General features: G+C 59.5%; 28 protein-coding genes and 1 pseudogene. 15 read left to right on the top strand and 14 right to left on the bottom strand.

Annotation, left to right across the window (positions count from 1 at the left end; all coding sequences use genetic code 11):
- Window positions 1-375: 375 nt before the first annotated feature.
- Window positions 376-1,947 carry an ABC transporter substrate-binding protein gene (locus tag C7T36_RS12480; RefSeq protein ID WP_045066795.1) on the bottom strand — a complete coding sequence of 524 codons (1,572 nt, stop codon included), beginning with the start codon at window positions 1,945-1,947 and terminating at the stop codon, window positions 376-378.
- Between the two features lie 562 nt (window positions 1,948-2,509).
- Between C7T36_RS12480 and C7T36_RS12485 the strand changes: the two genes are divergently transcribed.
- Window positions 2,510-3,406, top strand: a complete 897-nt coding sequence (locus tag C7T36_RS12485) for an amidohydrolase (protein WP_045065739.1) — start codon at window positions 2,510-2,512, stop codon at window positions 3,404-3,406.
- Between the two features lie 51 nt (window positions 3,407-3,457).
- Window positions 3,458-4,516 carry an Ldh family oxidoreductase gene (locus tag C7T36_RS12490; protein WP_045065741.1) on the top strand — a complete coding sequence of 353 codons (1,059 nt, stop codon included), beginning with the start codon at window positions 3,458-3,460 and terminating at the stop codon, window positions 4,514-4,516.
- Window positions 4,517-4,619: 103 nt separating this feature from the next.
- Here the strand turns inward: C7T36_RS12490 and C7T36_RS12495 are convergent, their stop codons facing one another.
- Window positions 4,620-5,027, bottom strand: a complete 408-nt coding sequence (locus tag C7T36_RS12495; RefSeq protein ID WP_045065744.1) for a cupin domain-containing protein — start codon at window positions 5,025-5,027, stop codon at window positions 4,620-4,622.
- 222 nt (window positions 5,028-5,249) lie between these two features.
- Between C7T36_RS12495 and C7T36_RS12500 the strand changes: the two genes are divergently transcribed.
- Complete coding sequence (locus C7T36_RS12500; RefSeq protein ID WP_045065747.1) at window positions 5,250-6,131, top strand: aldo/keto reductase; 882 nt, start codon at window positions 5,250-5,252, stop codon at window positions 6,129-6,131.
- A 190-nt stretch (window positions 6,132-6,321) separates the two neighbouring features.
- Entirely contained in the window at window positions 6,322-6,876 is a 555-nt protein-coding gene (locus tag C7T36_RS12505; RefSeq protein WP_045065749.1) for a type 1 glutamine amidotransferase domain-containing protein, read from the top strand.
- A 9-nt stretch (window positions 6,877-6,885) separates the two neighbouring features.
- Here C7T36_RS12505 and C7T36_RS30540 read toward each other — a convergent pair whose 3' ends face one another.
- Entirely contained in the window at window positions 6,886-7,125 is a 240-nt protein-coding gene (locus C7T36_RS30540) for a hypothetical protein (RefSeq protein ID WP_084702548.1), read from the bottom strand.
- A 331-nt stretch (window positions 7,126-7,456) separates the two neighbouring features.
- Between C7T36_RS30540 and C7T36_RS12515 the strand changes: the two genes are divergently transcribed.
- From C7T36_RS12515 to C7T36_RS12525, 3 genes are read left to right on the top strand one after another with little or no spacing between them, the layout of a single operon-like run.
- The gene (locus C7T36_RS12515) at window positions 7,457-7,999 is read left to right on the top strand and encodes a nucleotidyltransferase (protein WP_233365555.1); all 543 of its coding nucleotides are present in this window, start codon (window positions 7,457-7,459) and stop codon (window positions 7,997-7,999) included.
- Window positions 8,000-8,022: 23 nt separating this feature from the next.
- Window positions 8,023-8,286, top strand: a complete 264-nt coding sequence (locus tag C7T36_RS30545; RefSeq protein WP_045065752.1) for a BON domain-containing protein — start codon at window positions 8,023-8,025, stop codon at window positions 8,284-8,286.
- Window positions 8,283-9,005, top strand: a complete 723-nt coding sequence (locus tag C7T36_RS12525; protein ID WP_204368958.1) for a metallophosphoesterase — start codon at window positions 8,283-8,285, stop codon at window positions 9,003-9,005. Before C7T36_RS30545 ends, C7T36_RS12525 begins: the two co-directional genes overlap by 4 nt.
- A 30-nt stretch (window positions 9,006-9,035) precedes the next feature.
- On the opposite strand, the gene C7T36_RS12530 is transcribed toward C7T36_RS12525, so the two are convergent.
- From C7T36_RS12530 to C7T36_RS12540, 3 genes are read right to left on the bottom strand one after another with little or no spacing between them, the layout of a single operon-like run.
- Window positions 9,036-9,470 (bottom strand): hypothetical protein, encoded by a 435-nt coding sequence (locus tag C7T36_RS12530; protein WP_045065755.1) that lies wholly within the window; start codon window positions 9,468-9,470, stop codon window positions 9,036-9,038.
- 38 nt (window positions 9,471-9,508) lie between these two features.
- Window positions 9,509-10,543 carry a Ppx/GppA phosphatase family protein gene (locus C7T36_RS12535; RefSeq protein ID WP_045065758.1) on the bottom strand — a complete coding sequence of 345 codons (1,035 nt, stop codon included), beginning with the start codon at window positions 10,541-10,543 and terminating at the stop codon, window positions 9,509-9,511.
- A gap of 51 nt (window positions 10,544-10,594) precedes the next feature.
- Window positions 10,595-11,464, bottom strand: coding sequence for a haloalkane dehalogenase (locus C7T36_RS12540; protein ID WP_045065760.1), 870 nt, complete (start codon window positions 11,462-11,464; stop codon window positions 10,595-10,597).
- A 64-nt stretch (window positions 11,465-11,528) separates the two neighbouring features.
- On the opposite strand from C7T36_RS12540, the gene C7T36_RS12545 reads away from it, so the two are divergent.
- Window positions 11,529-11,987 carry a MarR family winged helix-turn-helix transcriptional regulator gene (locus tag C7T36_RS12545; RefSeq protein ID WP_045065763.1) on the top strand — a complete coding sequence of 153 codons (459 nt, stop codon included), beginning with the start codon at window positions 11,529-11,531 and terminating at the stop codon, window positions 11,985-11,987.
- A gap of 72 nt (window positions 11,988-12,059) precedes the next feature.
- Window positions 12,060-12,503 (top strand): hypothetical protein, encoded by a 444-nt coding sequence (locus C7T36_RS12550; protein ID WP_045065765.1) that lies wholly within the window; start codon window positions 12,060-12,062, stop codon window positions 12,501-12,503.
- A 47-nt stretch (window positions 12,504-12,550) separates the two neighbouring features.
- On the opposite strand, the pseudogene C7T36_RS30775 reads toward C7T36_RS12550, so the two are convergent.
- Window positions 12,551-12,640 (bottom strand): annotated as a pseudogene (locus C7T36_RS30775) (hypothetical protein); the annotation flags it as partial.
- A 69-nt stretch (window positions 12,641-12,709) separates the two neighbouring features.
- Window positions 12,710-13,747 carry a restriction endonuclease gene (locus C7T36_RS12555; RefSeq protein ID WP_033233767.1) on the bottom strand — a complete coding sequence of 346 codons (1,038 nt, stop codon included), beginning with the start codon at window positions 13,745-13,747 and terminating at the stop codon, window positions 12,710-12,712.
- A gap of 62 nt (window positions 13,748-13,809) precedes the next feature.
- On the opposite strand from C7T36_RS12555, the gene C7T36_RS12560 reads away from it, so the two are divergent.
- Window positions 13,810-14,889, top strand: a complete 1,080-nt coding sequence (locus tag C7T36_RS12560; RefSeq protein ID WP_045065767.1) for a PD-(D/E)XK nuclease family protein — start codon at window positions 13,810-13,812, stop codon at window positions 14,887-14,889.
- Window positions 14,890-14,922: 33 nt separating this feature from the next.
- On the opposite strand, the gene C7T36_RS12565 is transcribed toward C7T36_RS12560, so the two are convergent.
- Window positions 14,923-15,510, bottom strand: coding sequence for a TetR/AcrR family transcriptional regulator (locus C7T36_RS12565; RefSeq protein ID WP_033233769.1), 588 nt, complete (start codon window positions 15,508-15,510; stop codon window positions 14,923-14,925).
- 276 nt (window positions 15,511-15,786) lie between these two features.
- On the opposite strand from C7T36_RS12565, the gene C7T36_RS12570 reads away from it, so the two are divergent.
- Window positions 15,787-16,047, top strand: a complete 261-nt coding sequence (locus C7T36_RS12570) for a hypothetical protein (RefSeq protein ID WP_045065768.1) — start codon at window positions 15,787-15,789, stop codon at window positions 16,045-16,047.
- An 18-nt stretch (window positions 16,048-16,065) separates the two neighbouring features.
- Window positions 16,066-17,208, top strand: coding sequence for a Rieske 2Fe-2S domain-containing protein (locus C7T36_RS12575; protein WP_045065770.1), 1,143 nt, complete (start codon window positions 16,066-16,068; stop codon window positions 17,206-17,208).
- A gap of 53 nt (window positions 17,209-17,261) precedes the next feature.
- On the opposite strand, the gene C7T36_RS12580 is transcribed toward C7T36_RS12575, so the two are convergent.
- The gene (locus C7T36_RS12580) at window positions 17,262-17,993 is read right to left on the bottom strand and encodes an IclR family transcriptional regulator (protein ID WP_045065771.1); all 732 of its coding nucleotides are present in this window, start codon (window positions 17,991-17,993) and stop codon (window positions 17,262-17,264) included.
- A 209-nt stretch (window positions 17,994-18,202) separates the two neighbouring features.
- Here C7T36_RS12580 and C7T36_RS12585 point away from each other — a divergent pair, with 209 nt between their 5' ends.
- Window positions 18,203-19,108 (top strand): IclR family transcriptional regulator, encoded by a 906-nt coding sequence (locus tag C7T36_RS12585; RefSeq protein ID WP_045065772.1) that lies wholly within the window; start codon window positions 18,203-18,205, stop codon window positions 19,106-19,108.
- A 27-nt stretch (window positions 19,109-19,135) separates the two neighbouring features.
- Here the strand turns inward: C7T36_RS12585 and C7T36_RS12590 are convergent, their stop codons facing one another.
- Window positions 19,136-20,053 (bottom strand): LysR substrate-binding domain-containing protein, encoded by a 918-nt coding sequence (locus C7T36_RS12590; RefSeq protein WP_045065773.1) that lies wholly within the window; start codon window positions 20,051-20,053, stop codon window positions 19,136-19,138.
- A 120-nt stretch (window positions 20,054-20,173) separates the two neighbouring features.
- Between C7T36_RS12590 and pcaH the strand changes: the two genes are divergently transcribed.
- Window positions 20,174-20,902 (top strand): protocatechuate 3,4-dioxygenase subunit beta, encoded by a 729-nt coding sequence (pcaH, locus tag C7T36_RS12595; protein ID WP_033233775.1) that lies wholly within the window; start codon window positions 20,174-20,176, stop codon window positions 20,900-20,902.
- Window positions 20,899-21,561 (top strand): protocatechuate 3,4-dioxygenase subunit alpha, encoded by a 663-nt coding sequence (gene pcaG, locus C7T36_RS12600; protein WP_045065776.1) that lies wholly within the window; start codon window positions 20,899-20,901, stop codon window positions 21,559-21,561. Before pcaH ends, pcaG begins: the two co-directional genes overlap by 4 nt.
- On the opposite strand, the gene idi is transcribed toward pcaG, so the two are convergent.
- From idi to crtI, 3 genes are read right to left on the bottom strand one after another with little or no spacing between them, the layout of a single operon-like run.
- Window positions 21,562-22,164 carry an isopentenyl-diphosphate Delta-isomerase gene (gene idi, locus C7T36_RS12605; RefSeq protein ID WP_045065779.1) on the bottom strand — a complete coding sequence of 201 codons (603 nt, stop codon included), beginning with the start codon at window positions 22,162-22,164 and terminating at the stop codon, window positions 21,562-21,564. It lies immediately after the preceding gene.
- A 25-nt stretch (window positions 22,165-22,189) separates the two neighbouring features.
- A complete protein-coding gene (locus C7T36_RS12610) occupies window positions 22,190-23,218 on the bottom strand; it encodes a phytoene/squalene synthase family protein (protein ID WP_045066797.1) in 1,029 nt (342 codons plus the stop codon).
- A complete protein-coding gene (gene crtI / locus C7T36_RS12615) occupies window positions 23,211-24,830 on the bottom strand; it encodes a phytoene desaturase family protein (protein ID WP_045065782.1) in 1,620 nt (539 codons plus the stop codon). Before crtI ends, C7T36_RS12610 begins: the two co-directional genes overlap by 8 nt.
- Window positions 24,831-24,856 lie beyond the last annotated feature (26 nt).

Here is a 24,856-nt window from a genome sequence, read left to right on the forward strand (position 1 = left end):
TGGGTAATAGTGATCATCAATATGACGCCGATACGTTCATGTGATGTGGATTACGTCAGTGGACGCAAATACACTGTGACATCAGCTGCGCCGTCGAACCAGCCCTATTCCACTCAACTAAAGCGTTCGAAATCGGTCGCCATCTATTGCAGCAATCCTGCGCTCACACGCGTACAGGGTGCGGCTGTTGACACCGTAAATAGTTGTTTCACATCAATATTCGGACCATCTTGGCAATTCGTCCGAGGCCTTGATCAGTTCCACAAAAAGCGGGGCGCATCGTCCCTCAGCGACAATGCGCCCCGCAGCTCGGGGATGTTCACGCCCGGCAAGGCCTGAAGAACAAGAAACCGTGTCTCGAACTACTGCTTGTGGCTACTGATCAGCGAGCCACAGCCCAGCCGTCAGCAGGGAACCTTCACCGTACATCTGGATCCCCCCGACATCCTCGGATGCGATCGCAGTCTGCGATGTGCGCAAGTAGAAGATGGCCGGCGCGATCTCGGCAAGGCGCTCCGACACTGCTTCATAGGCCGCTTTGCGATCCTCGGCAGACGCGCCCGTGCGTCCTGCGACAAGCGCCGTGTCGAGCTGATCATCCTTGATACCCGACGAGTTTCGAGGCGAAGTGCTGTAGAACGACCGGAACAACGACGGCTCGGGATCAATGAAGTTCGATGCTGCCACCATCATGTCGTAGCCCTTCTCCCCGTATATACGGCCCGACTCTGCCCAGTCCACGCGATTGACCGAAACGTCGACGTTGTCGTACTGACTGAGCTGGGCCTGAACCGCCTGGGCAACCAATTCCTGTCCAGGGAACGCCGTGAACGTGAAGGTCAGGGGGTGGCCTTCAGCGGCGAACTGATCAAAAAGGTCCTGTGCCTTGGCCTTGTCGTAGGTATGCAAGGGTGTGTCCGTGTAGAACTGGTTTTCCTCCGGGAACAACGTGTCGGCAATAATGCCTGAACCCTTCCCCACTGCGAGCTCCAGCCCCTCCAGGTCGATTGCCGCACTGACCGCTTGACGCATCCGAACATCGTCGAACGGAGCTCGTGTCGTATTCAGCGCGAGGAATGTCCCGCCGGCCATCGGCATCGACTGAACCTGGAACCCGGCAGTCGACGCCTTTTTCACAACCGACCAATCGGCGGCCTGCACCAGATCGGCTCCACTGCTCACCACCGAATTCAGTCGCTGCTCTTCATCTGCCGACGAGGTGAGCGTGATTCCGTCCAGATACGGCCTCGGTGCGTCCCAGTATCCCGGGTTCTTGACCAGTTCGATCTTCCCCGAACGGGTCCAGTTCTTCAGGGTGAACGGACCTGCTCCGATCGGATTCGCGTCGAAGGCCTGCGCCCCTTGTGCCAGTGCAGCCGGGGATGCAATCCAGTTCATCGCTGTGCGCGAAACCTGATTTGCATAGGCCGGAGTCGGCTGCGTCAAAGTAACTTTCAGAGTTTTCCCGTCAACAACCTCCGTCGACTCGACCAGCGCAGCGTCAGGGGTGGAGTTGGAACCGAGTGACTTGTCCTTGAGCCGATCCCAGTTGTATTTCACTGCATCCGACCCCAGCGGGGTCCCGTCGGAAAATGTAAGGCTGTCACGAAGCTCGAGCACGAAGGTCTTGCCACCATCGCCGGTCGAAAAGTTCTCAGCCATCGAGTACATGGTCTCGTCGGTCTGCTCGTTGCCATACATCAGCGTTCCGTACAGCGAGTTCCCGAGCATGCCTTGACCCTGCAGATTATTCTGAAGAATCGCGGGGTCGAGGTTGCGAGGCTCGCTCAACATCACCGCGCGGACGGTACCGCCCGTAACGGGATCACCTGACGGGCCGGAGTTTGCCGAGGACGAGGAACCAGCGGCGCCACCTCCGCATGCCGACAGCGCCAGAGCAAGGGAACACACTGCGCCAAGCATCGCGAGTCGTGTCTTTCGGAACATCATGGTCCTTTCTAGGTCTAACTCGGAGGTTGCGAATATTACTGGGCTGCAGCTAATTTCATGCGATTGCATTCTTCTCACTCAGCGTCGATACGGGACGCGCACGCGCAAGCCAAACCTGGGGAATGCTGTGAGCAAGCGCGCCGGCAGTCATGCTCGTCCTCTTCTCGGTAGGCGAAAGCGGCCGAGAGCCGCTGAGGGACAACCCGAGGGGGATGCAGCCGCCTCGACCTGACCCATCTCCGTCAAACTAATCGAGCAGCATTGTGTGGGTCCACAGTCATACGCGAAACCTATGCTTGCATAAAGTGACGACCGTCATAGTTTTCCCGGCAGTCGCAAACGCTCCCGACGACACCACGCGAAATTCGTTCAACTAATGATGCGTCCGTGCCACTGGATTGAATGTACTTGCGGAAGATAGCGTCACGAAACAGTTTCCGGCTAACACCCCTGGCACACCTAACGGTTCGCCGTCACCACCCGGTCTCTGCACAGAAGCCCAGTCCTACCTGCGGCCAAGTTTTCACAGACACCCGCACATCGGGAGAATAGAGGATCCATGTTCATTGTCGATTCGCAAATCCATATCTGGAAAGACGAAGCTCCGGATCGTCCGTGGCTTCCGGGTGCGCGTGAGCGTATCCGTTTGAACGGTCATCGGGAGGAGTCGTTCAGCTACGAGGAAGCTCTCGGGTTGATGGACGAGGCCGGTGTCGATCGTGCACTGATCTTGCCGCCGTCCTGGGAAGGTGACCGCATCGATTACGCGCTGGAGGCGTGTGAGGCACATCCGGATCGGTTCGGCATCATGGCTCGTATCCCGCAGAACAAGCCCGTCGAGGGTGCGGCGATGATGAAGGATTTTGCGCAGAATCCGCATGTGAAGGGGACGCGGTTGACGTTCCACCGTCCGCAGGACCGTAACTGGATGATCGACGGCACCAACGACTGGTACTGGCCTCTGGCGGAGGAGTTGGGTATCAAGACTATGGTGCATGCTCCGGTGTGGAAGGCGGAGCTCGGTGAGATCGCGGGCAAGCATCCCGAGCTCAAGATCATCATCGACCACATGGGCATCATGGCTCGGTGTGTCGACGACGCGATCGGGTACTGGGTCAAGGAGACCGCGGATCTGCATGTGCACCCGAATATCTTTGTGAAGGTGTCGGCGATTCCGGGGTATTCGACCGAGCCGTTCCCGAATCTCAATATCGCGAAGTACGTTCGGGAGATGGTGGACGCGATGGGTCCGGAGCGTTGTTTCTTCGGTACCGACATCACGCGTTTGCTCGGTCACGGGTTGACGTGGACGGACACGGTCGAGCAGTTCACCGAGCATTTCGATTTCACCGAGCAGGAACTCGAGTGGATCATGGGTCGCGGTATCGCAGAATGCCTCGACTGGCCCATCTCCGAGCCGGCGACACAGGGGTCGCTGCAGGCTTCGGGCAAGTAGCCGTAAATCGACTGCAGTACAACAGAACAACTCCGCGAAGAGAGGCCAGACATGCCAAGCCCGATAAAGATCGATCCCGCAGCACTCCGGGACTATGTCCGAGATCTTTTCCAATCCCGTGGTGTTTCAGCTGACGATGCCGGCACCATCGCCGAGGTACTGGTCTGGGCAAATCTGAGGGGCGTGGATTCCCACGGAATCGCGCGCGTTCCGCGATACCTCGAATTGTTCGGGACCGGAGAGGCGAACGCCGAGCCGAATATTGTCGTCCACAACGAAAAGGGCGCTCTGGCAGTGGTTGACGCCGATCGGGCGGCTGGCCCCGTTGCCCTCACCCGTGCTGCCGACATAGCGATTGCTCAGGCTGCACAATTCGGCGTCGGCTGGGTGAACGTGCGTCGAACGGTCCACACCGGCGCACTTGGCTACTACACCAATCGAATTGCTGAAAGCGGTCTGATCGGCATGGGTCTCGTCGCAGGCATGCCCAACATGGGTTACGAAGGCGCGGCAGGCGCATCTGTCGCAACCAGTCCGCTCTCCATTGCCGTTCCGGGCACCGGTAAGTATCCGACGGTTGTGCTCGACATGGCCACTGCGGTAATCGCACTCGGCAAGATTGCGCAATTCAAGAAGGCCGGCAAAGACCTCCCGGTCGGTGCCGCGACCACATCCGAAGGAGTTCCCACTACCGACCCTGCTCTGGCCAAGATTCCACTTCCCGTGGGCGGAGCCAAGGGTTCCGGCATGTCCTTGATGTTCGAGTTGCTGACCAGCGCGCTCGTCGGTGAGCCCATCTTGCCCAACTTCCATTCCGGCGTTCCGGGTGGCAAGAAGCACCGGCAGAACGCCGCAATCATCGCGATCGATCCCAACGCGGCCGTGGCGGTGAACACCTTCAGCTCCGACGTCGATGCGACCATCGAGACCATCCGATCTCTTCCCGTAGCAGAGGGTTACGAGCGTGTCATTCTGCCCGGACAGCGTGGAGCCGAGACGTTCGCCGACCGTAGCCGAGACGGCATTCCGGTCCCTGAACCACTCTGGAATGAGCTGAAGACAGCCGCGGAAACGTACAGCATTACCTCTCCCACGGTTGCGGCGCGCTGACGCGTCCAACAGCGAATCAGGAAGTCCGGCAGTTGTCATCAACTGCCGGACTTTCTGTTTCACTTGTTCACTAGCGCAAACTGTAGAATATCGGGCACCGAAGTTATGTCCCCATTTGATCTTCGGCCGACAGATGCTCGACTTCGATACCCGTATCGAAGAAAGTTCGTGTTACGCGAGATGCGGTGTAAACCCAGAGGATTCGCATGGGCTTGTCCCCCGTATTGCGAAACGCATGCACCTTCGGACTCGGAATGTACGTCGTGTCGTAAGGAACCAACGGAGTCACTACTCCGTCGACCTCAACCTCTCCCTGGCCTTCCAGAAGCGTCACCTGCTCGTCGCAGTTGTGCGAGTGCTTCGGAGCGCCACCACCCACTGGATAAACACTCATACCCGACGTGATCAGTGCCTCTCCGTCGCTGGAGGACTTGGTCACCAGTGGCACCGTTTTCACGGACCCTCCGCGATCCATAACTTCGACGTCTTCCACTTTCACAATCGTCGTCATACCAACTCCTTGCGTTTCGCCTGTGCTGCATCATGTGACGCACTGCTCCTATTTAAGCGTGCACCAACGCATTTCATCGCGACGATTCCTGCAGCCTAATATTGACTGTCCAGGTGCGAGGCAGATCGAGGGCGCCGGCCGCAGTGAAATCCCCGTATGCCGCTGCTGGGGGATAATGACAGTACCTGTCATACCCGCCCGAACATCCCTACGGTGAAAAGCATGACCGAAAATACGATCACTCTCAACAATGGCGTGGAAATGCCGGCCATCGGGCTGGGCGTTTTCCAGACCCCACCGGACGTCACGATTTCCGCGGTCGAGTCGGCCCTGCGTACCGGCTACCGGCACATCGATACTGCCGCCGCGTACTTCAACGAACGTGAGGTCGGTGAAGGTATCGAGCGTTCAGATGTCAACTCCGACGAGGTGTTCATCGAAACCAAGGTCTGGATCAGCGACTACGGTTTCGAGACCACCCTGCACGCGTTCGACAAGGCGACGGGCAAGCTCGCCGTCGACCAACTCGACCTTCTTATCTTGCACCAGCCGCTGTCCAACCGTTTCGACCTGACCCTCGACGCCTACCGGGCGCTGGAGAAGCTACTCGCCGACGGCAAGGTCCGGGCCATCGGAGTCAGCAATTTCATGCCCGCACACCTCGACCGACTCTTGGCCGAGACAACCGTCGTACCAGCCGTGAATCAGATCGAACTTCACCCGTACTTCCAGCAGAAGGAACTGCAGCGCCTCCACGCCGAGCACGGCATCGTGACGCAGGCCTGGTCGCCGATCGGCGGCATCACCTCCTACGGCGGCGGCGAGAAGAGCACCTTTGACGATCCGACTTTGCTCGATATCGCTGCGCAGCATGGTAAGTCGGCAGCCCAGGTAATGCTGCGGTGGCATCTGCAACAAGGTCGCTCCGCTATCCCGAAGTCGACAAAGCCAACCCGCATCGCCGAGAACTTCGACGTCTTCGACTTCGATCTCACCAGCGACCAGCTTGCTGCGATCGACGCCCTCGACACCGGCGTACGCGGTGGACCCGATCCCGACAGCATCACACTCGAGAACTACGGCCGCGAGATCCCGGAGGCCTAATCTGCTGTGCGCCTTTATCAACCGCCCGCGGTTAATAAAGGCGCACAGCGGGGTATACGGATCGTGTACACAATGGACACATACAGGCGCATGGAGGTAGGACACGGAGGAGACGAATGGTCCTTCTTCGACGACAGCGAAGGTACATCATCACGCTGAGCTCGAAGTATGAACGGAGGAAGTGAGAGCAATGAGTGAGTTGCTGAAAGGAAAGCGGGTTGCCTTCCTGGCAGCCCCCGAAGGCGTCGAGCAAGTTGAACTGACAGATCCCTGGGATGCAGTTCGTTCGGAACATGCTGAGCCTTCGCTTATTTCACTCGAGCAGGGAACAATCCAGGCATTCAATCATCTGGACCGAGGCGATGTTTTCGACGTCGACGATGTAGTCGAATCAGCGTCGACATCGGACTACGACGCCCTCGTACTACCTGGAGGAGTCGCAAACCCGGACTTCCTCCGCATGAACAAAGAGGCTGTTGCGTTCGTCCGCAGTTTCTTCGATGACGGAAAACCTGTCGCTGTAATCTGCCACGGACCGTGGACGCTCGTCGAGGCCGACGTAGTGAATGGTCGGACGCTCACGTCGTGGCCCAGCCTGCGCACCGACATCACGAATGCCGGCGGCAGTTGGGTCGACCACGACGTAGTTGTGTGCACGAACGGACCGAACACCCTTGTGTCAAGCCGGAAACCCGACGACCTCCCGGCCTTTTGCTCGAAGCTGATCGAGGCGCTCTCTGCCTAGCGTGTCGATTCAGGCACCTACGCGGTCTGCTGCCTTGTTGTGACCTTCTTGACGAGCACAATGAGCGCAGCAGTACATCGTGTCTTCCGCTTCGATTCCATGTCCGAGAATGCGACACCCACAGTGCGCGCACTGTGGCGCCATTGCCTGGGCGGCGCATTCGAAGCTGTCGAAGGTGGCAGTGCGTTCGCCACGCGTGACTGTAAACGTCTTGTCGTACTCGTTACCGCACGTTTCGCATGTAGCCATGAGCGTCTCCTTCGTCAGAAGCCGTCAGTGCTCTCGACGGCATGTCTGATCGTGGTACCCAGACTCGGTCCGACGTATCCTCTATGGAAGCCTCACCCCCAGTAACGCTGGGACCAAATCGCTTTCACACCAACGGTCGAGGAACCGAGCGATTTCGACCCACTGTCCGCGCGGTGAGAACTCCGAGAACGCATTCGATCCGGTCGGTCGATTTCGTCGGCGAACTCGAGCCCACACGGTTCGCCGGAAGGAGATCGGGTACCTCCTGAAAATGACGACACGACCACCCCGGCATCCGCCTCCCCCCGTCTCCACCCACGACAGGTCCAGCATGGACGATCTGTTGCAGACTATGACGCGAGCGGTGAACACACTGGCAAGAGCTGAAATTCGATTTGCTGTTGCGGGCGGTTGTGCCGTGTATGCACGCGGCGGACCACCATCGGGGCACGATGTCGATATCTTCCTGCGCAAGCAGGACGTGACTCCGGCATTGCACGCACTACGCGAGACCGGAATGAAACCGGTTAACCCGCCCGAGGATTGGCTGGCAAAGGTGTACGACAGCGACGTACTCGTCGACCTTATTTTCTCTGCCTCAGGGCGCGACATCACCGACGAGTTCCTGGACCGGGCAACGTCTATGCGGGTCGGTTCCGCTGTCGCACCCGTCGTCGGCGCGACGGACTTGATGATCGACAAACTGAACGTCCTCGATGCTCATCGTTGCGACTTCGTTCCCATGCTCCAGATCGCGCGAGATTTACGAGAGCAAGTCGACTGGCCGGAAGTTGTCGACCAGACACGAGCCTCGCCGTATGCGCGGGCCTTTCTTGGGCTCCTCGACGATCTCGAGATTGCTTCGACAAAATAGGCAAGCGAATGGAGGCAGGGAGGATGAAGGCAGAAGAGCAACTTCCGCAATACCTGGTGGCACACATCAGACGAGCTTTCGCCGAAGATCCACGAACATCGGAACTCGGTGTGCGGGTGACGATCCGAGGATCGAAGATCTACCTCAGCGGTGAGGTGAACAGTCTCACCCGAAAGCGGGAACTAGAATCGGTAGTCACGGAGTTGGCCCCCGACATTACCGTCTGCAACGACATCCATGTCGTGAGTTCTGCTGAACCACAATCTGATTACGAGGACTTACAGTGATCCGGGTCGCCGCGGTCGGCGATGTGCATCTCGGCGCAGATTCACACGGCGAGTTGCGGCCTGCACTCGACATGGTATCCACCCATGCGGACGTCTTGTTGCTAGCCGGCGATCTCACCCGGCACGGAGGCCGGGATGAGGCGAAGGTTGTTGCCGACGAGTTCGCAGACCTGGGAATCCCGGTAATCGCCGTGCTCGGAAATCACGACTACCACAGCAATGCCGTCTCAGACATTACGAATACGCTTACCGCGCAAGGGATTTCTGTTCTGGAAGGCGAATCTGTCACCATCGACATTGCCGGACAAACATTGGGGATTGCAGGCACCAAAGGATTTGGTGGTGGATTCGCAGGTAAATGCGCCAGCGTGTTCGGAGAACCACAAATGAAGGAGTTCGCCGGCCATACTGTCGACGTCGCCGAACGCTTCCGATCGGCGGTGTCTTCGCTCCAGGCAGATATCCGCGTCGCACTACTGCACTACTCGCCGATCAGCGACACCCTGCACGGTGAACCGCCCGAGATCTACCCCTTCCTCGGGTCGTATCTCCTCGGCGAACCTATCGACGAGTTTCAACTCGATCTGGCACTCCACGGGCACGCTCACGCCGGAACCGAGCGTGGCACAACCCCTGGCGGGGTGAGGGTGCGCAATGTTGCACAACCAGTTATCCGAGCAGCCTATGCCGTATACGGTCTCGGGTGCGCGGATTCCTGACTTCGAACCGCGAGGAGGCGTCGCACCAGGTCATCCCGGGCAGGCGGGGGTGACCATGTCGTAGATCCGTTCTGCTTGATCCTGAGTGGGTTCATTGCCGTTGTGTGCAGCGAGCGTTCGGATTTCATCCGTGACCTGCTGCTCGTCCACTCCGTTCGCAATGTCGTCGCAGGACTGGAGAACGATGAGCTCGATGCTGCTGTCGTCACGATCTTGCGTCAGTTCCGAGTAGCCGGCTCGAAAAGCGAAAACAAACGAGGCAAGTTTTGCTTGATCGATCATTCCCAGATCAGTCGGTGACGCCGTCGGCTCACTCTCATCTGTTCTCTGCGCCGGCGATCTGGTGGTTTGCTGCGTAGCGTAATCATTACCGTCACTAGTGGATTGGTCGGTATCGTCACTACCGCACGCGACGGCAGAGACAACAGCGCAGGCGATCGCGACGGATGCAATGGTCTTGTTCATGTCTTCTTCTCCTCGATTCGCGATTCGTGATCGCCTGGTCAACGAGTGCGGTCGTGTGACGATTCGGTGATCGGCAATGGCGTGACTACCGCCTTGTCCACGTGCACCTCCGGAGACAGCACTTGGAGTGGAAGATCGTTCTGAGGATCGGGTACCGCGGAGAGATGCTGAAGGATGACACCTTCGCGTAGGGCCCATGGGCTCACATCGATCGAATCGACATCGAGGGCGTAGAGCGTCTCATCGGCCACGATCGCGCCTGCAAGAATCTGGTGAGCGCGCGATCGCGCCACGCCCTGCAGTTTGGCACGACGATCGGTGGTCATAGTGGCCATCCGTGCAACCCATCCGTGAAGATCCTTGCGCGACAATGTGCGTCGCACAAATGGCCCCTTTCGCTGGGCCGGCGCTCCGGCCAGTCGTGCCAATTGCTTGAAGGTCTTCGACGTGCCGACAACTCGCTGCGGTTTCCCTTCCCAGAGAAGGCGATCCGCTGTCTCACGCAGGGACGAACGTACGTACCGACGCAGTTCTTTGACCTGCTTAACCGACGGCGGATCCGTATCGAAGAAGGTGCGAGTCAATCGCCCAGCGCCGAGTGGAAGTGAGACCGCCAACTCCGGAGCGGCATCGCGCCCCAGCGTGATTTCCATTGTCGTGCCGCCGATATCGATGTCCAGCAATCTGCCGGCGCACCAGCCATACCAGCGGTGCACGGCAAAATACGTCAAACGTGCTTCCTGCAGGCCGGTAAGAAATTGTGGACGTAATCCACACTCCGCGGCCACACGATCCAGAACTTCCTCCCGGTTCGCCGCATCGCGGATCGCGGCAGTGACAAAGAGATAGATCTGATCAACCTCGTAGTGCCGCGCAGCCTCCAGCGATTGCGTCACCGCCTCGCATACCCGCTCGATTCCGTTGCCGTCCAGACACTGGCTGGCATCGATCGACTCAGCCAAACCTGTTGCCGCCTTAAGTGCATGCAGCGGCAGTGGCGGCGCCCCTGCAGTCGCTTCCACGATCTGCAGTTGCGCTGAGTTCGAACCGACGTCGAGAACACCGAGCCGCATACACTAGCGAGTACCCCGACCACGAGAGCCAAACATCGGATCCGTTTCCCCTCAGCAATCCAGGCGGTGGCGCCTGGTCCACTCGACGATTGCGGACGCAATGGCGTCGGGCCGATCCTCGGGTGCGAGGTGGCCGGCGCGGCCGCATTCCATGACATCGAGGTGGGCGATATTCGATCGACCCCATTCGATCTCATCGTCGCCGATCATGAGGAGTTCAGACGGGCCGTTGAACGTCATCAGGAGTTTCGGCACATCGCTGCTACCCGCAAGCCACTCTCCATACGACGCCACCCGCGTGTGCACGTCCGCCGGGGTGCCTTCGATGGGGAATGCCCGCGGCCAGGCAAGCAGTGGCCGGCGACTCTCGGATGTGGGGTACGGAGCACGATACGAGGCCGCATCGCCGTCCGAGAGTCCGCTGAGCACGGTCTTGTCGAGGGCAACCTCGAGAAAGAAGTTCTGTTCGAGCACCTTCGCCTCACCTGTTCCGGGAGTGCGCAATGCCTCGACTCGCGCCCTGGCGTCACCCGGAAAATGTTCGGCCCACGTCATCGGACGGAGGATCGTCTCGAGGAAGGCGACCCCGCGGACGCGATCGGGATGCCGCGCAGCCCAGTCGAATGCCAGTGCCCCGCCCCAGTCGTGTCCGATGAGCACAACATCGTCGAGTTCCAAGGCGTCGAACCAGGCGTCGAGGTAGCGGGCGGTGTCTACGAAGCCATAGTCGATCGCGGGTTTACCGGACTCTCCCATCCCGATGAGGTCGGGGGCGAGAGCGCGGCCGAGGGCACTAACCGACGGCAGAATATTCCGCCACAGGTACGACGACGTGGGATTACCGTGCAGCAGCACGAACGGCGGACCGTCACCCGATTCCCGATGAGCCATGTTCGAGTCGAGCACAGGCGTGATGGGCATGACGTCTCCTCAAAATAGTTTCCATGTACTCTATTTTCAAATAGTAGCCATGTACTCTATTTTCATGCAAGACCGCGAATCATGGACAACCGGAGCACTCGTCTGGCACCTGAGCCTGCGCTGGCGCGCGGGAGTCGACCGTGCGCTCACCCATCTCGGCCTCACGCACGCTCAATACTCGGTACTCGCGCCCCTTCACAGCCTTGTCTGTGCGGGCGAAAGACCGAGCCAACGCGAACTCGCCGAACAGACTGGACTGCAACCGATTTACATCTCCAAACTGGTACGCGCGCTGGAGCGCAGCGGCTTCGTCTCGAGCGAACGCGATACCCGCGATGCGCGCGCTGTTCGTCTCGATCTCACCGAAGAGGGTCACCGAACTGCCTTGCAAGCCAAAGAGATCGTTCGCCAGCTGGACCACAAGAACACACATGCTCTCGGAGGTGAGGGCGGCCGCGAAATCGCAGAACTCCATCGAGCCCTCGTCGCACTACTCGACGCGACCGATGCAGCTGATGAATAGGCCGTTCATCGATCATCGTGCGAAGTTCGAAGTTGGCTCCACCGAAGAGCAAAAACGGACATACTAAACTTCATGAACATTCGATCTGCAGTTCTCTACGCCGCAATCGGCAAGGCCAGCGGGTTTCGCAGCGCAGTCGGGATCACCACGTTCCTGGTGCTCAGATTCCGGGGCACACGCTACGAACGACTGTCGATCGGTGGATCCGTCGTTGCAATCGGTGGCGAGTTCGTCATGGACAAACTCCCGACGACACCATCTCGGCTCGCGCCTCCGTCCTTGACCGCACGAGCTGCAGCCGGGGGCGCCGCCGCCTACGCGATTGCTCGGGCCCAGAGTGAACCCGTCGCCCCTGCCATCGCAATCGGCGCCGCCTCGGCGGTGGCAGGCTCGTATGCAGGCCACGCGTACCGGGGGTGGGCATCGAAGCGAGTTCCGGCACTGGGAGCAGCCCTCGTCGAGGATGCAGTCGCCCTCGGAATGGGAGCGGCAGTGCTGGGCCAAGTAGCCGAGTAGCGCTCCCCGTTTTGCCAGACATTGAACGAGGAGACTGCTTCGATGTCTCGAGCGTGGGTCACCACTTCACGCCCAACGGACAGCGGCAGCATCAGTTCTTCGGAGACCCCGCCGACGACACGGGCGCAATCACCCATTCAAAATCGTTGTAGGTCTTCATCTTCGACATCTAACCCCCTTCCTGGGATTGGGGTGGACATGATTGTTCAGTCGAATCCGCTGTCTCTGTCTACGACAAACACTTTCCTAAGCGGCAGCCTGCTGCGCCAGTGGGCGGGCAGCAGATCGTAGTGATCGAGAATCCATTCCACGATCTCGCTGCGGCCGATCAACCGCAGGTCGCCACGAGTCCGATCCAGTGCCTGCGCGTCGGCGCTGTACGAACCCAGAGACACGAACAAACCCACCTCCCCTGCGGACAAGGTGCCGATGAGTTGCTGCACTTCGGGACGACCCATGGTTCTATCGGTGTGCTTGCACTGCACCTTGATCAGAGGAGGCTCCAGCCCCAAGGGGTCACGGTGCGCGACAATATCGATTCCCCCGTCTCGTGAATACGGGAGAACACGAGTGCGGTAACCCATCGCCGTCAGCAGATCAGCGACAAAATGCTCGAAACCGCGATGGCTGACGTCGATTTTCAACATGTTGATGATGAAGTCAGCAGTCGACTCCATAAGCCGTGATGGATTCGGTTCTTCGGTTGCGCTGTCGACGGCAACATCCATATCGTCAGCATTCGCCTCTGCTTCGGCGACCGCAGTAACTGCCTCCGCGCTGCCGGTCTCGAGATACGTCCGAAATTCTGCATCGTGTCGCCTAACCCGAAATAGCGTTACTGCCGAGCCGATCTCGTACAGCGCCGACGTAGTGAACTCCGACCGTGGAATCCCGATACGCTGCCATCGCACAGGCCGACGGTGGCGGTGCGTCGGCGCATCGACAGCAAAATAGTAGTCACCATCAATGACGCCGATATTGATCGTCGAATCGTCCTTATGGGGCGCTATGACGATGTCGCCGACTTCCATGTCGAAAGCGAATCGCACCAGTACCCCGGCCTGCACTGGATACGACCCAGCTTTCCCTGCTGGGTATTGCTCCGAAAGCAGAGTCTTGATGGTGCCACGATCGTCGCCGATCTGCCTCAGATTCCCGACCCTGTCCCAACCGATACTGATAAATTTCCCGGCAATCAGATCAACGCTGGGCTCGTCGTTGTGGATCCCCCACATTGCACTCATGACGGACACGGTATCGGTTGCAAACTGACAGGAATAGGCTGGCTATGACTACCCACGCATCAATGTTTCTTCAACGTCTCCTTCGTTCCGAGGTTAATGTCGGTGCATTCATCGGATATTTGGTGGAGCGCGACGCGACACCATTACAGAATGCGCTCGGACTCGATGAAAACGTCGTCAGTGCCCGAGTAGAAGTTCCTCACGGGAAAGGCCGCATGGATGTAGTGCTGTACGGCGCCGCAAGTCCTATCGCGATTCTCGAATTGAAGGTTTCGGCAACTGAGCACGGCGATCAGCTCGACAGATACGCGGAATTCGCACAGACACACAATGCCCGTAAGTTTCTGGTGGACTTGGAGACCGACGGTTCAACAGTGCCGCAAGGGTGGACCCGCATCGGACTCGCCGACCTGTTCGGTTACTGGTCTTCGTCTACGAACTCAACAGTTCGCGGCCTCGCCGCCGAGGCATCAACTGTCTTCGCGACATGGAAGTCGCAACTGAACGGCCGTTTCGGCCAAATGGATTCAGCGATCGTAACCGTCGCGCTGCGAGCAGTTTCCCAGGAGTTGGCTGCGCGCACCCCGTACGACATGTACACACGTGCAACCTCCGGCGGGCAGCCATCCATCACTGCGTATCTACCGCACCCCTCGGGGGCCGACGACGCATACTTCTGCATCGACATTCGTTGCAAGGACAAGAACAATCCTCACCTCCCGTGGATCGCCCGTCTCGGTGTGCACGTCGACCGTGGCGAAGACCTAGCCGCTGCCAGACGAACCGCTCATCGTCTAGCTATGCCACTGGTGCCAGCCCTGTCCGTCGCGGAAGTCCAGTCGGCATGCGCAAACTCTGGAATAGGCACGTTGGCAACAGTATTGACTTCCGAGAGACCACTGAGGGAGCCCAGATCGCAAAGCGCCAGTATCGAAGAATGGTTGGCAGCCGTCGACAGCGCAGGAGACGGCAAAATCTCGGCCCACCCAGTCTTCTTCCACGACTGGGGTCGCCGCCTCGCGGCCCAATACTCACTCGACCTCACTGATGTGACGCGCAACGATCTTGGACAGCTGATCGTGATTCTCATGGATCACCTCACCGAATCCGCATTCAGCGCAACGCCTCTAACTACGCCGTAGAGCGGGGCATCGCGGCACGATAGACCCTCATAGCTAGACCTTCGGGGTGCGTAGCAGACCCCCGAGGATTACCTTGACCACTTCGTGGGCGAGCCAATCCACAGATTTGTCCTCGGTCGGCGTGTGCCACTCACTCGACGACCAGATGGCATATCGAAGCATGTGATCGACGACGTCGAGATCAACGTCGTCGCGAAAAATACCCTGATCAACGCCGGCTGCAAGAGTGTTCGACCACTCCCTCTCGAATTGGCCGTACAACTCCCCAATGTTGCCTTGCTCGAGAATTGTTGCGTGGATGTAGTCGCCCTCACGACGCCACATGGTCGTTGCGTGCAGGTATTCATGCGAACAGCGCAGAGCAATCTCGGAGAGCGCCTCGATGCGTTTCGTCGGCTCCACGGCAGTGACTGCGTGCACTTTGTCCACCAGGTCCTCGAGATAGAGCCTGATGATCTCTGCGACTATCGCGTCCTTGGAAGGGAAGTAATGGTAGAGCGCACCCGAGCGCACTCCCACGGCGTCGCCGATCTCCCGAATCGTGGTGGCGGCTATCCCTTTTATTGCGAATATCTCGCCGGCGCGATCGAGGATTTGCTGTCGTCGCTCCTGCGGTTCCATTTCGTCTGTTCTCCTGATGCTGTTTCGCGTATTCGACTGTCGAATTCGACCGCTCACCGAAACGAGCGAATAACCCCTACAGTATCGACCTGTGTTCGGCGAGTGGTCCGCTACTCGATTCTGGCGCTTACATCCTCGCACTACATCGCAGGCCATGCATTGCCCGTGGACGGTGGCCAGGCCCTCGTCCGGTAACTTTTCAGTTCAACGGAATTGGCCTGTCGCCTGACGATCATTCCTTCTACGTTCAAGGAAGAACGATAGGAAGGAAGTGTCATGGCGCCTGTCGACTGCGCATCGTGCGGCCAGCGAGTCCTCGTCGAGAAGTACAGCTCGATCCATACCGGTATCCAATGGCCGGCTGCAGAGAACGTGCGATGCCCTTACCGCGACGTCCAGGTCAACACCCTGCAACCCGGATCACTCGTGCAATCGTGCAGCGGGCTGAGCGACGCTGTCCAGGCTGCAATTGAGAACGGCAAGCTTCGCGAATCTCCTCGCCCTGAGGGCCTTTCGCACGTATCGAATCATCGCTGAATACACACTGGAGGATTCATGACCGACATCATCGCCGAACCCGAGGTCAGGGTCATCGAGGCAGGCAAGAACCCGACTCGATTTGCGCGAGGCTGGCACTGCCTCGGCCTGGCCGAGACGTTTCGTGACGGAAAGCCGCACCAAATCAAGGCTTTCGGCACCGACTTGGTGGTGTTCGCAGACTCCGAGAACGAGTTGCACATCCTTGACGCATACTGCCGACACATGGGCGGCAACCTCGCGATGGGGCAGATCAAGGGCGACTCCATCGCCTGCCCGTTCCACGATTGGCGGTGGGGCGGGAACGGGCGCTGCACTGGCATTCCTTACGCGCGGCGCGTCCCTCCGCTAGCACGCACACGATCGTGGAATGTACTCGAACGCAACGGAATGCTCTTTACCTGGCATGACCCGGAGGGCAACACGCCGCCGGAGGACGTGACGATTCCGGAGATCGAGGGGTGGGGTACTGATCGGTGGAGCGAGTGGTCGTGGCGCACCTTCCACGTGGAGGGCTCGCACTGCCGTGAGATCGTCGACAACGTTGTCGACATGGCTCACTTCTTCTACGTTCATTTCCAGATGCCGGGCTACTTCAAGAATGTGTTCGAAGGCCAGGTCGCTGCACAGCACATGCGCTCGGTAGGCCGGGACGACATCAAAACCGGTGTACAGATGGACCTTCCAGATGCCGAGACCGTGTCGGAAGCTGCCTACTACGGTCCGTCTTTCATGCTCGATACGGTGTGGACGATTTCCGGGGACACCACGGTGGAGGCAAAGGTCATCAACTGCCACTACCCTGTCACTGACAATTCGTTTGTCCTGCAGTACGGCACATGTGTCGAACGCACGCCGGGCAACTCGGACGAGCAGGCCGAAGCCACCGCTCAGATGTTCACCGAGGGTCTCGAGACGCAGTTCCTCCAGGATATCGAGATCTGGAAACACAAGAGCCGCATCGAAAATCCGCTCCTCACCGAAGAGGACGGGCCCGTCTACCAACTTCGCCGCTGGTACCAGCAGTTCTATGTAGACGTCAAGGACGTCACAGACGAAATGACCGCACGCTACGAGTACGAGGTGGACACCACTCGCGCTCTGGAGAACTGGTCCACCGAGGTGCAGGAAAATCTCGCACGCGTCGACGCGGATACGTAAAATTCGCGTGAGCTCACAGTTGCCGCGCCCTGCCCCAGCAGAGTGCGGCAACATCAGTTTCCGGACAGTCGATTTCGGATCGTTGCTACCGCGAGGCGGACAGGGACTGAGGCAGCCATCGGGTCGAACGTACCGGTAGGGCCGGTTACCGAGATCGCGCCAATCGGACTGCGGCCCTTAATGATAGCGGCACCGACACACGATACGCCGAGCACCGTCTCGTTCCGATCGTGGGCAATTCCGCGGTTACGAATGTCGGCATACTCCCTTCGCAGTCGAACTGGGTCCACTATCGTGTTCGGCGTGGAACGCGGCGGCGTCAGCGCCGCGGTCGGATCAAGCTCTGCCATCAAGGTTTTGCCTATTGCCGTCGACGCCGCGGGAAGGCGCCCGCCGGCGCGGGTGGGCAGCCGAACGGCGAAGGAGCCACCGACTTTGTCGAGATAGAGAACGTCAGCGCCGACGGGGACTGCGAGGTGAACCACGAGACCCGTAGTCGCGTGCAGTTGATAGAGGACGGGCTGCGCCACGCTGTGAAGCCGATCATGATGCAACGCAAGCGAACCGAGTTCGAATATCTTACGACCCAACCGGTACGTGTGACCCTCACGTTGAAGCCATGTCAGACGCACGAGTTGTCCGAGCATGCGGTGGGTCGACGACGCGGGAAGCCCCGTCCGTCTCGACAAGTCCGACAAAGTCAGTCGCTCGTCCTCATCGAAAGCCTCGAGCAATATCGAGGCGCGATCGAGCACCGCTACCGGGGAATTTTCATCACAGGGCATGGGGCATCTCCTGGGTCGGCAGCGTACGGCGGGCACGCTGCATGAATGACCCCTTCGGCTTTAAGGGCCATATGCAGGTTGTTTGATCGCTTGATCAATGTACAATCGGACTATACAGTGCAAGTGACAGGGGTCACCACCTGACGGACACGCCAGATTCCAACGGCAACTGAAGCGACACTCGGGAAACCCCGGAAAGGAAGGCGTCCATGGCCGTTGTCGACATGAACGACAAGAAGTCCTCTGCCCCACCGGCCGGCGGTCGGTCCACCACAGACTTACCGCCGTCGATGGTCGAGCGGATGACACTCATTCTCGATGCCTTCGATGGACGGGCAACCCACCTCAGTCTCGAAGAAACCGCGCGACGCGCCCGGTTGCCGCGATCGACCGTCCACCGCATTCTCGAGCAGCTCGTCAAGCTCGACTGGGTCGCTCACGCGCCGATTGGTTACCGCCTCGGCCGACGCGCACTCGGACTTGACGGCGGCATCGGCGACCACGGCCAGCTGCGTGCAGCCGCAGCACCGCTGCTGCACGAACTGCACCTGAAAACCGGAATGGTCGTGCATCTGTCAGTTCTCGACGACTGCGAAAATGTCTACCTCGACAAGGTAGGTGGACGCTTCGCTACGACGCTACCCTCGCGCGTCGGCGGTCGCGCCCTTGCACATTCGACGGCAGGCGGCAAAGCGATGCTGGCGTGCATCGCTCCCGAACAAGTGGACACCCTGTTCGGTGTGACGCTCCCGCGCTGCACCGACAGCACCATCACGGACATCGCAGTTCTGCATCAAGAGCTGAGCCGTATTCGGCAGCGTCGAGGCTTGGCCTTCGAGTGCGGCGAATCAACACCGGGTGTCGCGTGCGTCGCGTCGGCTATTCGCGGGCACGAAGGGCCGATCGGCAGCATCTCGTTGTGCAGCGATACGCAGACCGCTCAACTCGAGCGGGTAGCGCCATTGGTGCTCGACGCAGCTCGTGAGGTGTCGCGCACCCTGTACCCCGAACTGGTCGCTCCACGTCGTGGCCGCAAGCCTCCACCGGTTCCCACGAGCACTTTCTCCGCAGCAACGATGGATCGCCTCATGGCGTCGTCCGAGCACTGGATCTGAAGCCATCGGATTTGTGCTTGGAAGATTTCACACAGCAGCCAACCGCCTGAGAATCCCAGCCAAAGTCTCGACGCCCGCAGCAACCTCACTCGTCCGCCGGAACAGTCCGACGGGCTCGGCTGTACCAGGGGCCGACTGCGGCAAGCGCACAAGCGTTCCGTCGTCGAGGTCGGTCTGCGGCACACGCTCGGGTGTGAACCACACCGAGTCACTGCGGCGGGCGAGAGTACGTGCAACCGATACATCAAGTGTTTCAACACAACCGCTCGGCAAGGTGAGCCCATGTCGGCGCAGAAACACTTCGGTGTGTCGGCGCGGAACCGTCCCTGTTGTCGCCACCACCAATGGAAATTCGAGTACCCGCGGCATCGGCACCGGTTCCACAAACGCCGTCAAAGGATGTTCGGGGCGAACGACAAGTGCCAGCGATTCGGTGTAGAGCAGTTCGAAGTCGATTCCCTGCAAGACATCGGGATCCGTCATTCTGCCCACCACCAAATCAAGGTCGCCCGCGCGAATCCCTTCCAGAAGTGCGTCGTTGACTCCAGTGACAACATGTACCCCCAACTCCGGATACGTTTCGTGCAGCTGTGAAATCGCCTTCGGTAGTAAAACACTCGCGACTGTGGGAAGCGCACCTACGCGGACCGGCACACTGGGTACGCCGGGGGCGACCAACGCCCGTGCCGCCGACGTCATGGCGTCGACGGCCGCAGATGCGTGGCCGAGAAAGTACTCGCCGGCCGGAGTGAGACGGGCACCATGACGGCCCCTCTCCACGAGACGCATCCCGGCCATCTGCTCGAGTTCGTTGAGCGTCTTGGTGACCGCCGGTTGCGTCAGGTGGAGTCGCTGTGCCGCCCGACCGAGATTGCGCTCCTGCGCAACGGCGACAAAGCAGGTCAGGTGCCGAAGCTGAATTCGGCTACTCGCTACGCCGGCCATGCGCCCAGACCACCAAACATTTCCATCAGCAGAGGTTATGAAAAGGGCGAGAAATCGTCAATTTACATGACTGAGTAACGAAAATATGGTGGGCGAACATCCCTTCGACAGGAGACCACCGTGACAATCGGCGAATTTGTTGAGCGCGACGTCAGACTGCACCCTCCCGCACTGACGCCGGGTTACAAGACGAGCATCCTGCGCTCGCCTCGTCAGGCTTTGCTATCTCCCCGCAACACGCTGTCCGAAATCACCGGGCCCGTGTTCAACGGAAAAGACCTGGGGGCGAAAGACAACGACCTGATCCTCAACTTCGCCAAAGCCGGCTTGCCGATCGGCGAAAGGCTGATCGTGCACGGCTATGTACGTGACGAATTCGGAAACCCGGTCTCCGGCGCACTCGTGGAAGTGTGGCAGGCCAACGCGGGCGGACGCTATCGACACAAGAACGACCAGTATCTCGCGCCGATCGATCCGAACTTCGGCGGTTGCGGTCGGATGCTCACCGATCACAACGGCTACTACGTCTTCCGCACTATCAAACCTGGACCGTACCCGTGGGCCAACAGCGCCAACGCCTGGCGTCCTGCACATATTCATATGTCACTCAGCGCAGACGGTTGGGCGCAGCGACTGATCACGCAACTCTATTTCGAGGGCGACCCCTTGATCGAGCGCTGCCCGATTGCCGCAACCATTCCGTCAATCGATCAGGTACGCAGCCTCATTGCGCATGAAGATCCGTCAAACGACGTGCCTTTCGACGCTCGAACCTACCGCTTCGATGTCACCCTCCGCGGACGACGAGCCACCTTCTTCGAGAACACGATTCCAGGAGCATCACGATGAACGTCGCCCATCAGTTTGCCGCACAATCTCTTGCGACACGATTTCCCGAAACCCCGTCGCAGACGGGCGGCCCCTACGTACACATCGGACTTGCGCCACAACAGGCGGGATTCGAGATTTTCGAGAAGAACTTCGACAACAATCTTGTCTCCGATGACACAGTCGGAGAACGGATCACGATCGAGGGCCGTGTCATCGACGGCAGCGGATCCCCAGTCCGCGACGCCTTGCTCGAGATCTGGCAGGCTAACGCGGCCGGCAAGTACTCGCATCACCTCGACCCACAAGACAAAAGTGTCGATCCGAGCTTTGCCGGATGGGGCCGCACGGGCGCAGATTTCGAATCCGGAGTCTTCGAGTTCCAGACGATCAAACCCGGACCGGTCGAGCACAATGGCGACCGTGTCCAAGCCCCACACATCTGCTTCGTCATCTTCGCCAGAGGCATCAACATCGGACTGCATACCCGCCTGTACTTCGACGACGAAACCGAACTCAACGAAGCAGACCCGATCCTCTCGGGGATCGAGCTCCACAACCGCCGAAGCACTCTGATAACTAATCGACGCAGCGAAAACGGAAAGACCGTCTACACCTTCGACATACGACTACAAGACACCCCGGACGGTGGAGCAGAGACAGTATTCTTCGATATTTGACTAGTACAGTAGGCGCCGGTCCTGATTTTCCCGTGCGGCGGGCGGCAATGCCGTTGCGGGCGCGGTGGGCCACCGGGCCGGATCCAGATCAAGCTGCCGAAGCTGTTGCACCTGTTCACGACACCACGGCGAGACGTCGCTACCGCCACCGAGAACAGAGTCCGAAAACTTGTGCCAGTCAACCCATTCCGCGCTTTCCACTTCCGTCGGATCGGGAACCGGTTGTGGGCCGTCGTAGATCACTCGAAAGACGGGGCAGATCTCGTTTTCGACGATGCCGGTGTCCATCACTGCGCGGTATCGGAAGAAAGGGAGCGCAAGGCTGACATCATCGACACCTATCCCAAGTTCTTGGTTCAGCCGACGTCGGACGGCTTCTTCAAGCGATTCGCCCGGAGCGGGATGTCCGCAGCAACTGTTGGTCCAGACACCTGGCCACGTTGCCTTGTCCAGTGCACGCCTCGTAATCAGGAGGTTGCCGCTCCGATCGAAGACGTACGCCGAGAAAGCAAGGTGCAGTGGCGTTGTAGTGGTGTGGACGCTCGCTTTCGGTTCGATCCCGATGGATCGACCTGCGTCGTCGAGCAGCACGACGTATTCCATGTGAAATCCCGTTCTCTTCGTTCGATCAGGGCGCCGGCGTCAGCAGCGTACGGAGGCTGATCCATCCGGTTTCAGCCAGTCGCGGTGCCGCGATCGACATTCGGCGCCGCTGGGAAACGTGTGCCCGCTTGTGAAGTACGCGATATCCGCCGTCTTCCACCGCGCGCAAAATGTCGCCGTACAGGACAAACGCCGTGCGCATCGCGGGGCGTACCACCGGGTCGAGCATGTCGATCCCCGGCTCGGCAGTGCGGTACACCGCACGGGTGTGTGCGATCAGATGCGCGAGAGCGCGCTCGAGTCGGACGTCGCTGCGGCCGGTGACACGACAGTTTCGTAACAGGCCTTCGTCGACACCGAAAGCATTCAGTTCCTCAGTCGGCAGATAGATCCGATCACGATCGAGATCCTCTCCCATATCCCGGATGAAGTTGGTCAGCTGAAAAGCTTCACCCAGTGCGACCGCTGGTCCGGCGGCACTGTCGCGATCTGTCGCCGTGCCCAGGATCGGAAGCATTTGCAGGCCGATGACAGCGGCGGATCCGTACATGTACTCGGACAGTTCGTCCATCGTTCGATACCGCGAGCGGAACATCTTGGTTCCTGGTATGTCCATTCGCATCGAGTGCAGGAACGCGTAGTAGTAGTCGTGCGAAATGCTGTATCTCGCAGTGGTATCCACGAGCGCTCTGAGCACCAGGTCGGATCTACTCTCCCCCAGCGGCTGTCCGTCGAGCGCATCTCGGATGCGAGCCTCGAACAGGTCAAGCTTTGCGCTTGCCCTACGATCGGCTTCGGTGGGCGAAGTACCCGTCGAATCGACTGTGACAGAGGAAAGCGCTGGCACATAACCTGATTCGCTGTCGCCGGAATCCACGTCGACGATGTCGTCGACCATCCGCGCAAACCCGTAGAGCGCGTGCACGCCGGCGCGTTTGTCAGCCGGCAGTAACCGGGTCGCGAGGAAGTATGTTTTGCCATGCTGCTCGTTCAGGTCGCGGCACAGTCGATACGCGTCGTGGAGGCTCGGGTCGATCTTGTCGAGTTCACGCATGACCGACACCGACTTCGACACCGAGAGCAGCCGACGATTGCGCGTTGTTCGATCCTGTTATCCGCTCTGCGGCAAGCCTTCCCGAAACGAGAACCGTCGGCACGCCGACACCCGGAGTGGTCCCTGAACCGGCGAGGACGACGTTGCCGAGACCAGGAACCAGATTCTTGCGGCGGAATGGCCCGGTCTGACGGAATACATGTGCCGACGAGAAGGGACTGCCGTCGAGCATTCCCTTGTCCAGCCAAGTTTGCGGGGTGTCGAGGTGGTCGACGGACATCGACGAGGTCAGGTTGCGATATCCGCGTTGTTCCAACACTCCTTGAATTTCACGCATGTACGGAACCCCCAGACGATCCCAATCGAGGGGCGCGCTGGAAAGATTCGGGCAAGGAGCCAAGATCGAGATGGGTTCACTTCTGACGCCGTCACGAACGAGATTCAGCGATGGGTCCGTCACAGCCGGTCGGGTGATCAAGAGAGAGGGATCATCCATCAACTGCCCGCGGCCACGACGCGCGGTGATCCGAGCAAAGGTCTCAGACCACTGTTCGCCGAAGTCGATGGTGTGATGAGACCTTGACGGCCACGACTGCGTCACATCCACCGGAACCGTGCCGTGAAAGACGACGGCTGACGGCGATACGACGGAATATCCGCGTCGCCGACCGGTAGACGGCGCACCTGCCTGGTCGAGCAACCGATCGACTACAGGTAAGTCCGGAGTCAACACGAGGGCATCACACGAATAACTCCGACCATCCGACGTCAAAACCTTTGTGACGCGCTTGTTCTCGATGTTTACCTCGGACACGTCGGCGTCGGTGTGAAGCACTCCCCCGTGTCGTGTGAACGCGTCGGCCATCACCTCCGCGATTTTGGCCATGCCGCCCACCGGAAAGTAGACCCCGAGTGAGGTGTCCATGTGCGCGATGGCGCCGTACACGCCCAACGCCTTGGCGGGGGCCATTCCCGCGTACAGTGCCTGGAATGTAAAGATTCGTCGCAGTCGTTCGTCTTTCACAAAGGATCCGACCCGCGGCCCGAGTCGACCGAAACCACCCAGCCGAGCCAGAGTTGCGGTGTCGCGCACTGCCGATGGCGTCGACACCAGATCGAGTGGTGAATCGAAATTCGAGTCGATGTACCGACTGAACTCGGTGTCGAAGATCGACGCCAGCCACCGTCGAAGCTTGCGGTATCCGTCGGACTCGCCTGGACCGCATGTCCTTTCGACCTCTGCCGACATCGCAAGCGGATCCGAGTACACGTCGATGGAACTGCCGTCTGCGTAACGCGTGTGATAGCTAGGTGAAAGCTTCGTCAAAGTGAGTGCAGGAGTGACGGAATCAAAAGACTCACCCACTGCGGCCAATGCGTCGGCGATCAAATTCGGCATGGTGAGAACACTGGCACCGTTGTCGATGTCGTACAGGAAACGACCCGCGTCATCGACCACCGGATAGGTACCGACACGCCCACCGATCGCGGCCTCACGCTCGAGGACTGTGACACGCTTGCCCGCTCCGATGAGATGGAGCGCAGCGGAGAGGCCGGCGAGGCCGGCGCCGACAACAACAACCGAATCGACTTGCCCGCTCACGGATCTCATGATCGATCACCTATCACAAGCGCTGG

Origin of the sequence: Rhodococcus sp. AD45-ID, from assembly GCF_003023755.1 — a bacterium.
In the GTDB taxonomy this organism is placed as follows: Bacteria; Actinomycetota; Actinomycetes; order Mycobacteriales; family Mycobacteriaceae; genus Rhodococcus_F; species Rhodococcus_F globerula.

Bases quoted from the DNA above. Each gene is read 5' to 3' on its own strand.
- C7T36_RS12480 (WP_045066795.1), bottom strand. From the start codon at position 1,947: ATGTTCCGAAAGACACGACTCGCGATGCTTGGCGCAGTGTGTTCCCTT.
- C7T36_RS12485 (WP_045065739.1), top strand. From the start codon at position 2,510: ATGTTCATTGTCGATTCGCAAATCCATATCTGGAAAGACGAAGCTCCG.
- C7T36_RS12490 (WP_045065741.1), top strand. From the start codon at position 3,458: ATGCCAAGCCCGATAAAGATCGATCCCGCAGCACTCCGGGACTATGTC.
- C7T36_RS12495 (WP_045065744.1), bottom strand. From the start codon at position 5,027: ATGACGACGATTGTGAAAGTGGAAGACGTCGAAGTTATGGATCGCGGA.
- C7T36_RS12500 (WP_045065747.1), top strand. From the start codon at position 5,250: ATGACCGAAAATACGATCACTCTCAACAATGGCGTGGAAATGCCGGCC.
- C7T36_RS12505 (WP_045065749.1), top strand. From the start codon at position 6,322: ATGAGTGAGTTGCTGAAAGGAAAGCGGGTTGCCTTCCTGGCAGCCCCC.
- C7T36_RS30540 (WP_084702548.1), bottom strand. From the start codon at position 7,125: ATGGCTACATGCGAAACGTGCGGTAACGAGTACGACAAGACGTTTACA.
- C7T36_RS12515 (WP_233365555.1), top strand. From the start codon at position 7,457: ATGGACGATCTGTTGCAGACTATGACGCGAGCGGTGAACACACTGGCA.
- C7T36_RS30545 (WP_045065752.1), top strand. From the start codon at position 8,023: ATGAAGGCAGAAGAGCAACTTCCGCAATACCTGGTGGCACACATCAGA.
- C7T36_RS12530 (WP_045065755.1), bottom strand. From the start codon at position 9,470: ATGAACAAGACCATTGCATCCGTCGCGATCGCCTGCGCTGTTGTCTCT.
- C7T36_RS12535 (WP_045065758.1), bottom strand. From the start codon at position 10,543: ATGCGGCTCGGTGTTCTCGACGTCGGTTCGAACTCAGCGCAACTGCAG.
- C7T36_RS12540 (WP_045065760.1), bottom strand. From the start codon at position 11,464: ATGCCCATCACGCCTGTGCTCGACTCGAACATGGCTCATCGGGAATCG.
- C7T36_RS12545 (WP_045065763.1), top strand. From the start codon at position 11,529: ATGCAAGACCGCGAATCATGGACAACCGGAGCACTCGTCTGGCACCTG.
- C7T36_RS12550 (WP_045065765.1), top strand. From the start codon at position 12,060: ATGAACATTCGATCTGCAGTTCTCTACGCCGCAATCGGCAAGGCCAGC.
- C7T36_RS12555 (WP_033233767.1), bottom strand. From the start codon at position 13,747: ATGAGTGCAATGTGGGGGATCCACAACGACGAGCCCAGCGTTGATCTG.
- C7T36_RS12560 (WP_045065767.1), top strand. From the start codon at position 13,810: ATGTTTCTTCAACGTCTCCTTCGTTCCGAGGTTAATGTCGGTGCATTC.
- C7T36_RS12565 (WP_033233769.1), bottom strand. From the start codon at position 15,510: ATGGAACCGCAGGAGCGACGACAGCAAATCCTCGATCGCGCCGGCGAG.
- C7T36_RS12570 (WP_045065768.1), top strand. From the start codon at position 15,787: ATGGCGCCTGTCGACTGCGCATCGTGCGGCCAGCGAGTCCTCGTCGAG.
- C7T36_RS12575 (WP_045065770.1), top strand. From the start codon at position 16,066: ATGACCGACATCATCGCCGAACCCGAGGTCAGGGTCATCGAGGCAGGC.
- C7T36_RS12580 (WP_045065771.1), bottom strand. From the start codon at position 17,993: ATGCCCTGTGATGAAAATTCCCCGGTAGCGGTGCTCGATCGCGCCTCG.
- C7T36_RS12585 (WP_045065772.1), top strand. From the start codon at position 18,203: ATGGCCGTTGTCGACATGAACGACAAGAAGTCCTCTGCCCCACCGGCC.
- C7T36_RS12590 (WP_045065773.1), bottom strand. From the start codon at position 20,053: ATGGCCGGCGTAGCGAGTAGCCGAATTCAGCTTCGGCACCTGACCTGC.
- pcaG (WP_045065776.1), top strand. From the start codon at position 20,899: ATGAACGTCGCCCATCAGTTTGCCGCACAATCTCTTGCGACACGATTT.
- idi (WP_045065779.1), bottom strand. From the start codon at position 22,164: ATGGAATACGTCGTGCTGCTCGACGACGCAGGTCGATCCATCGGGATC.
- C7T36_RS12610 (WP_045066797.1), bottom strand. From the start codon at position 23,218: ATGCGTGAACTCGACAAGATCGACCCGAGCCTCCACGACGCGTATCGA.
- crtI (WP_045065782.1), bottom strand. From the start codon at position 24,830: ATGAGATCCGTGAGCGGGCAAGTCGATTCGGTTGTTGTTGTCGGCGCC.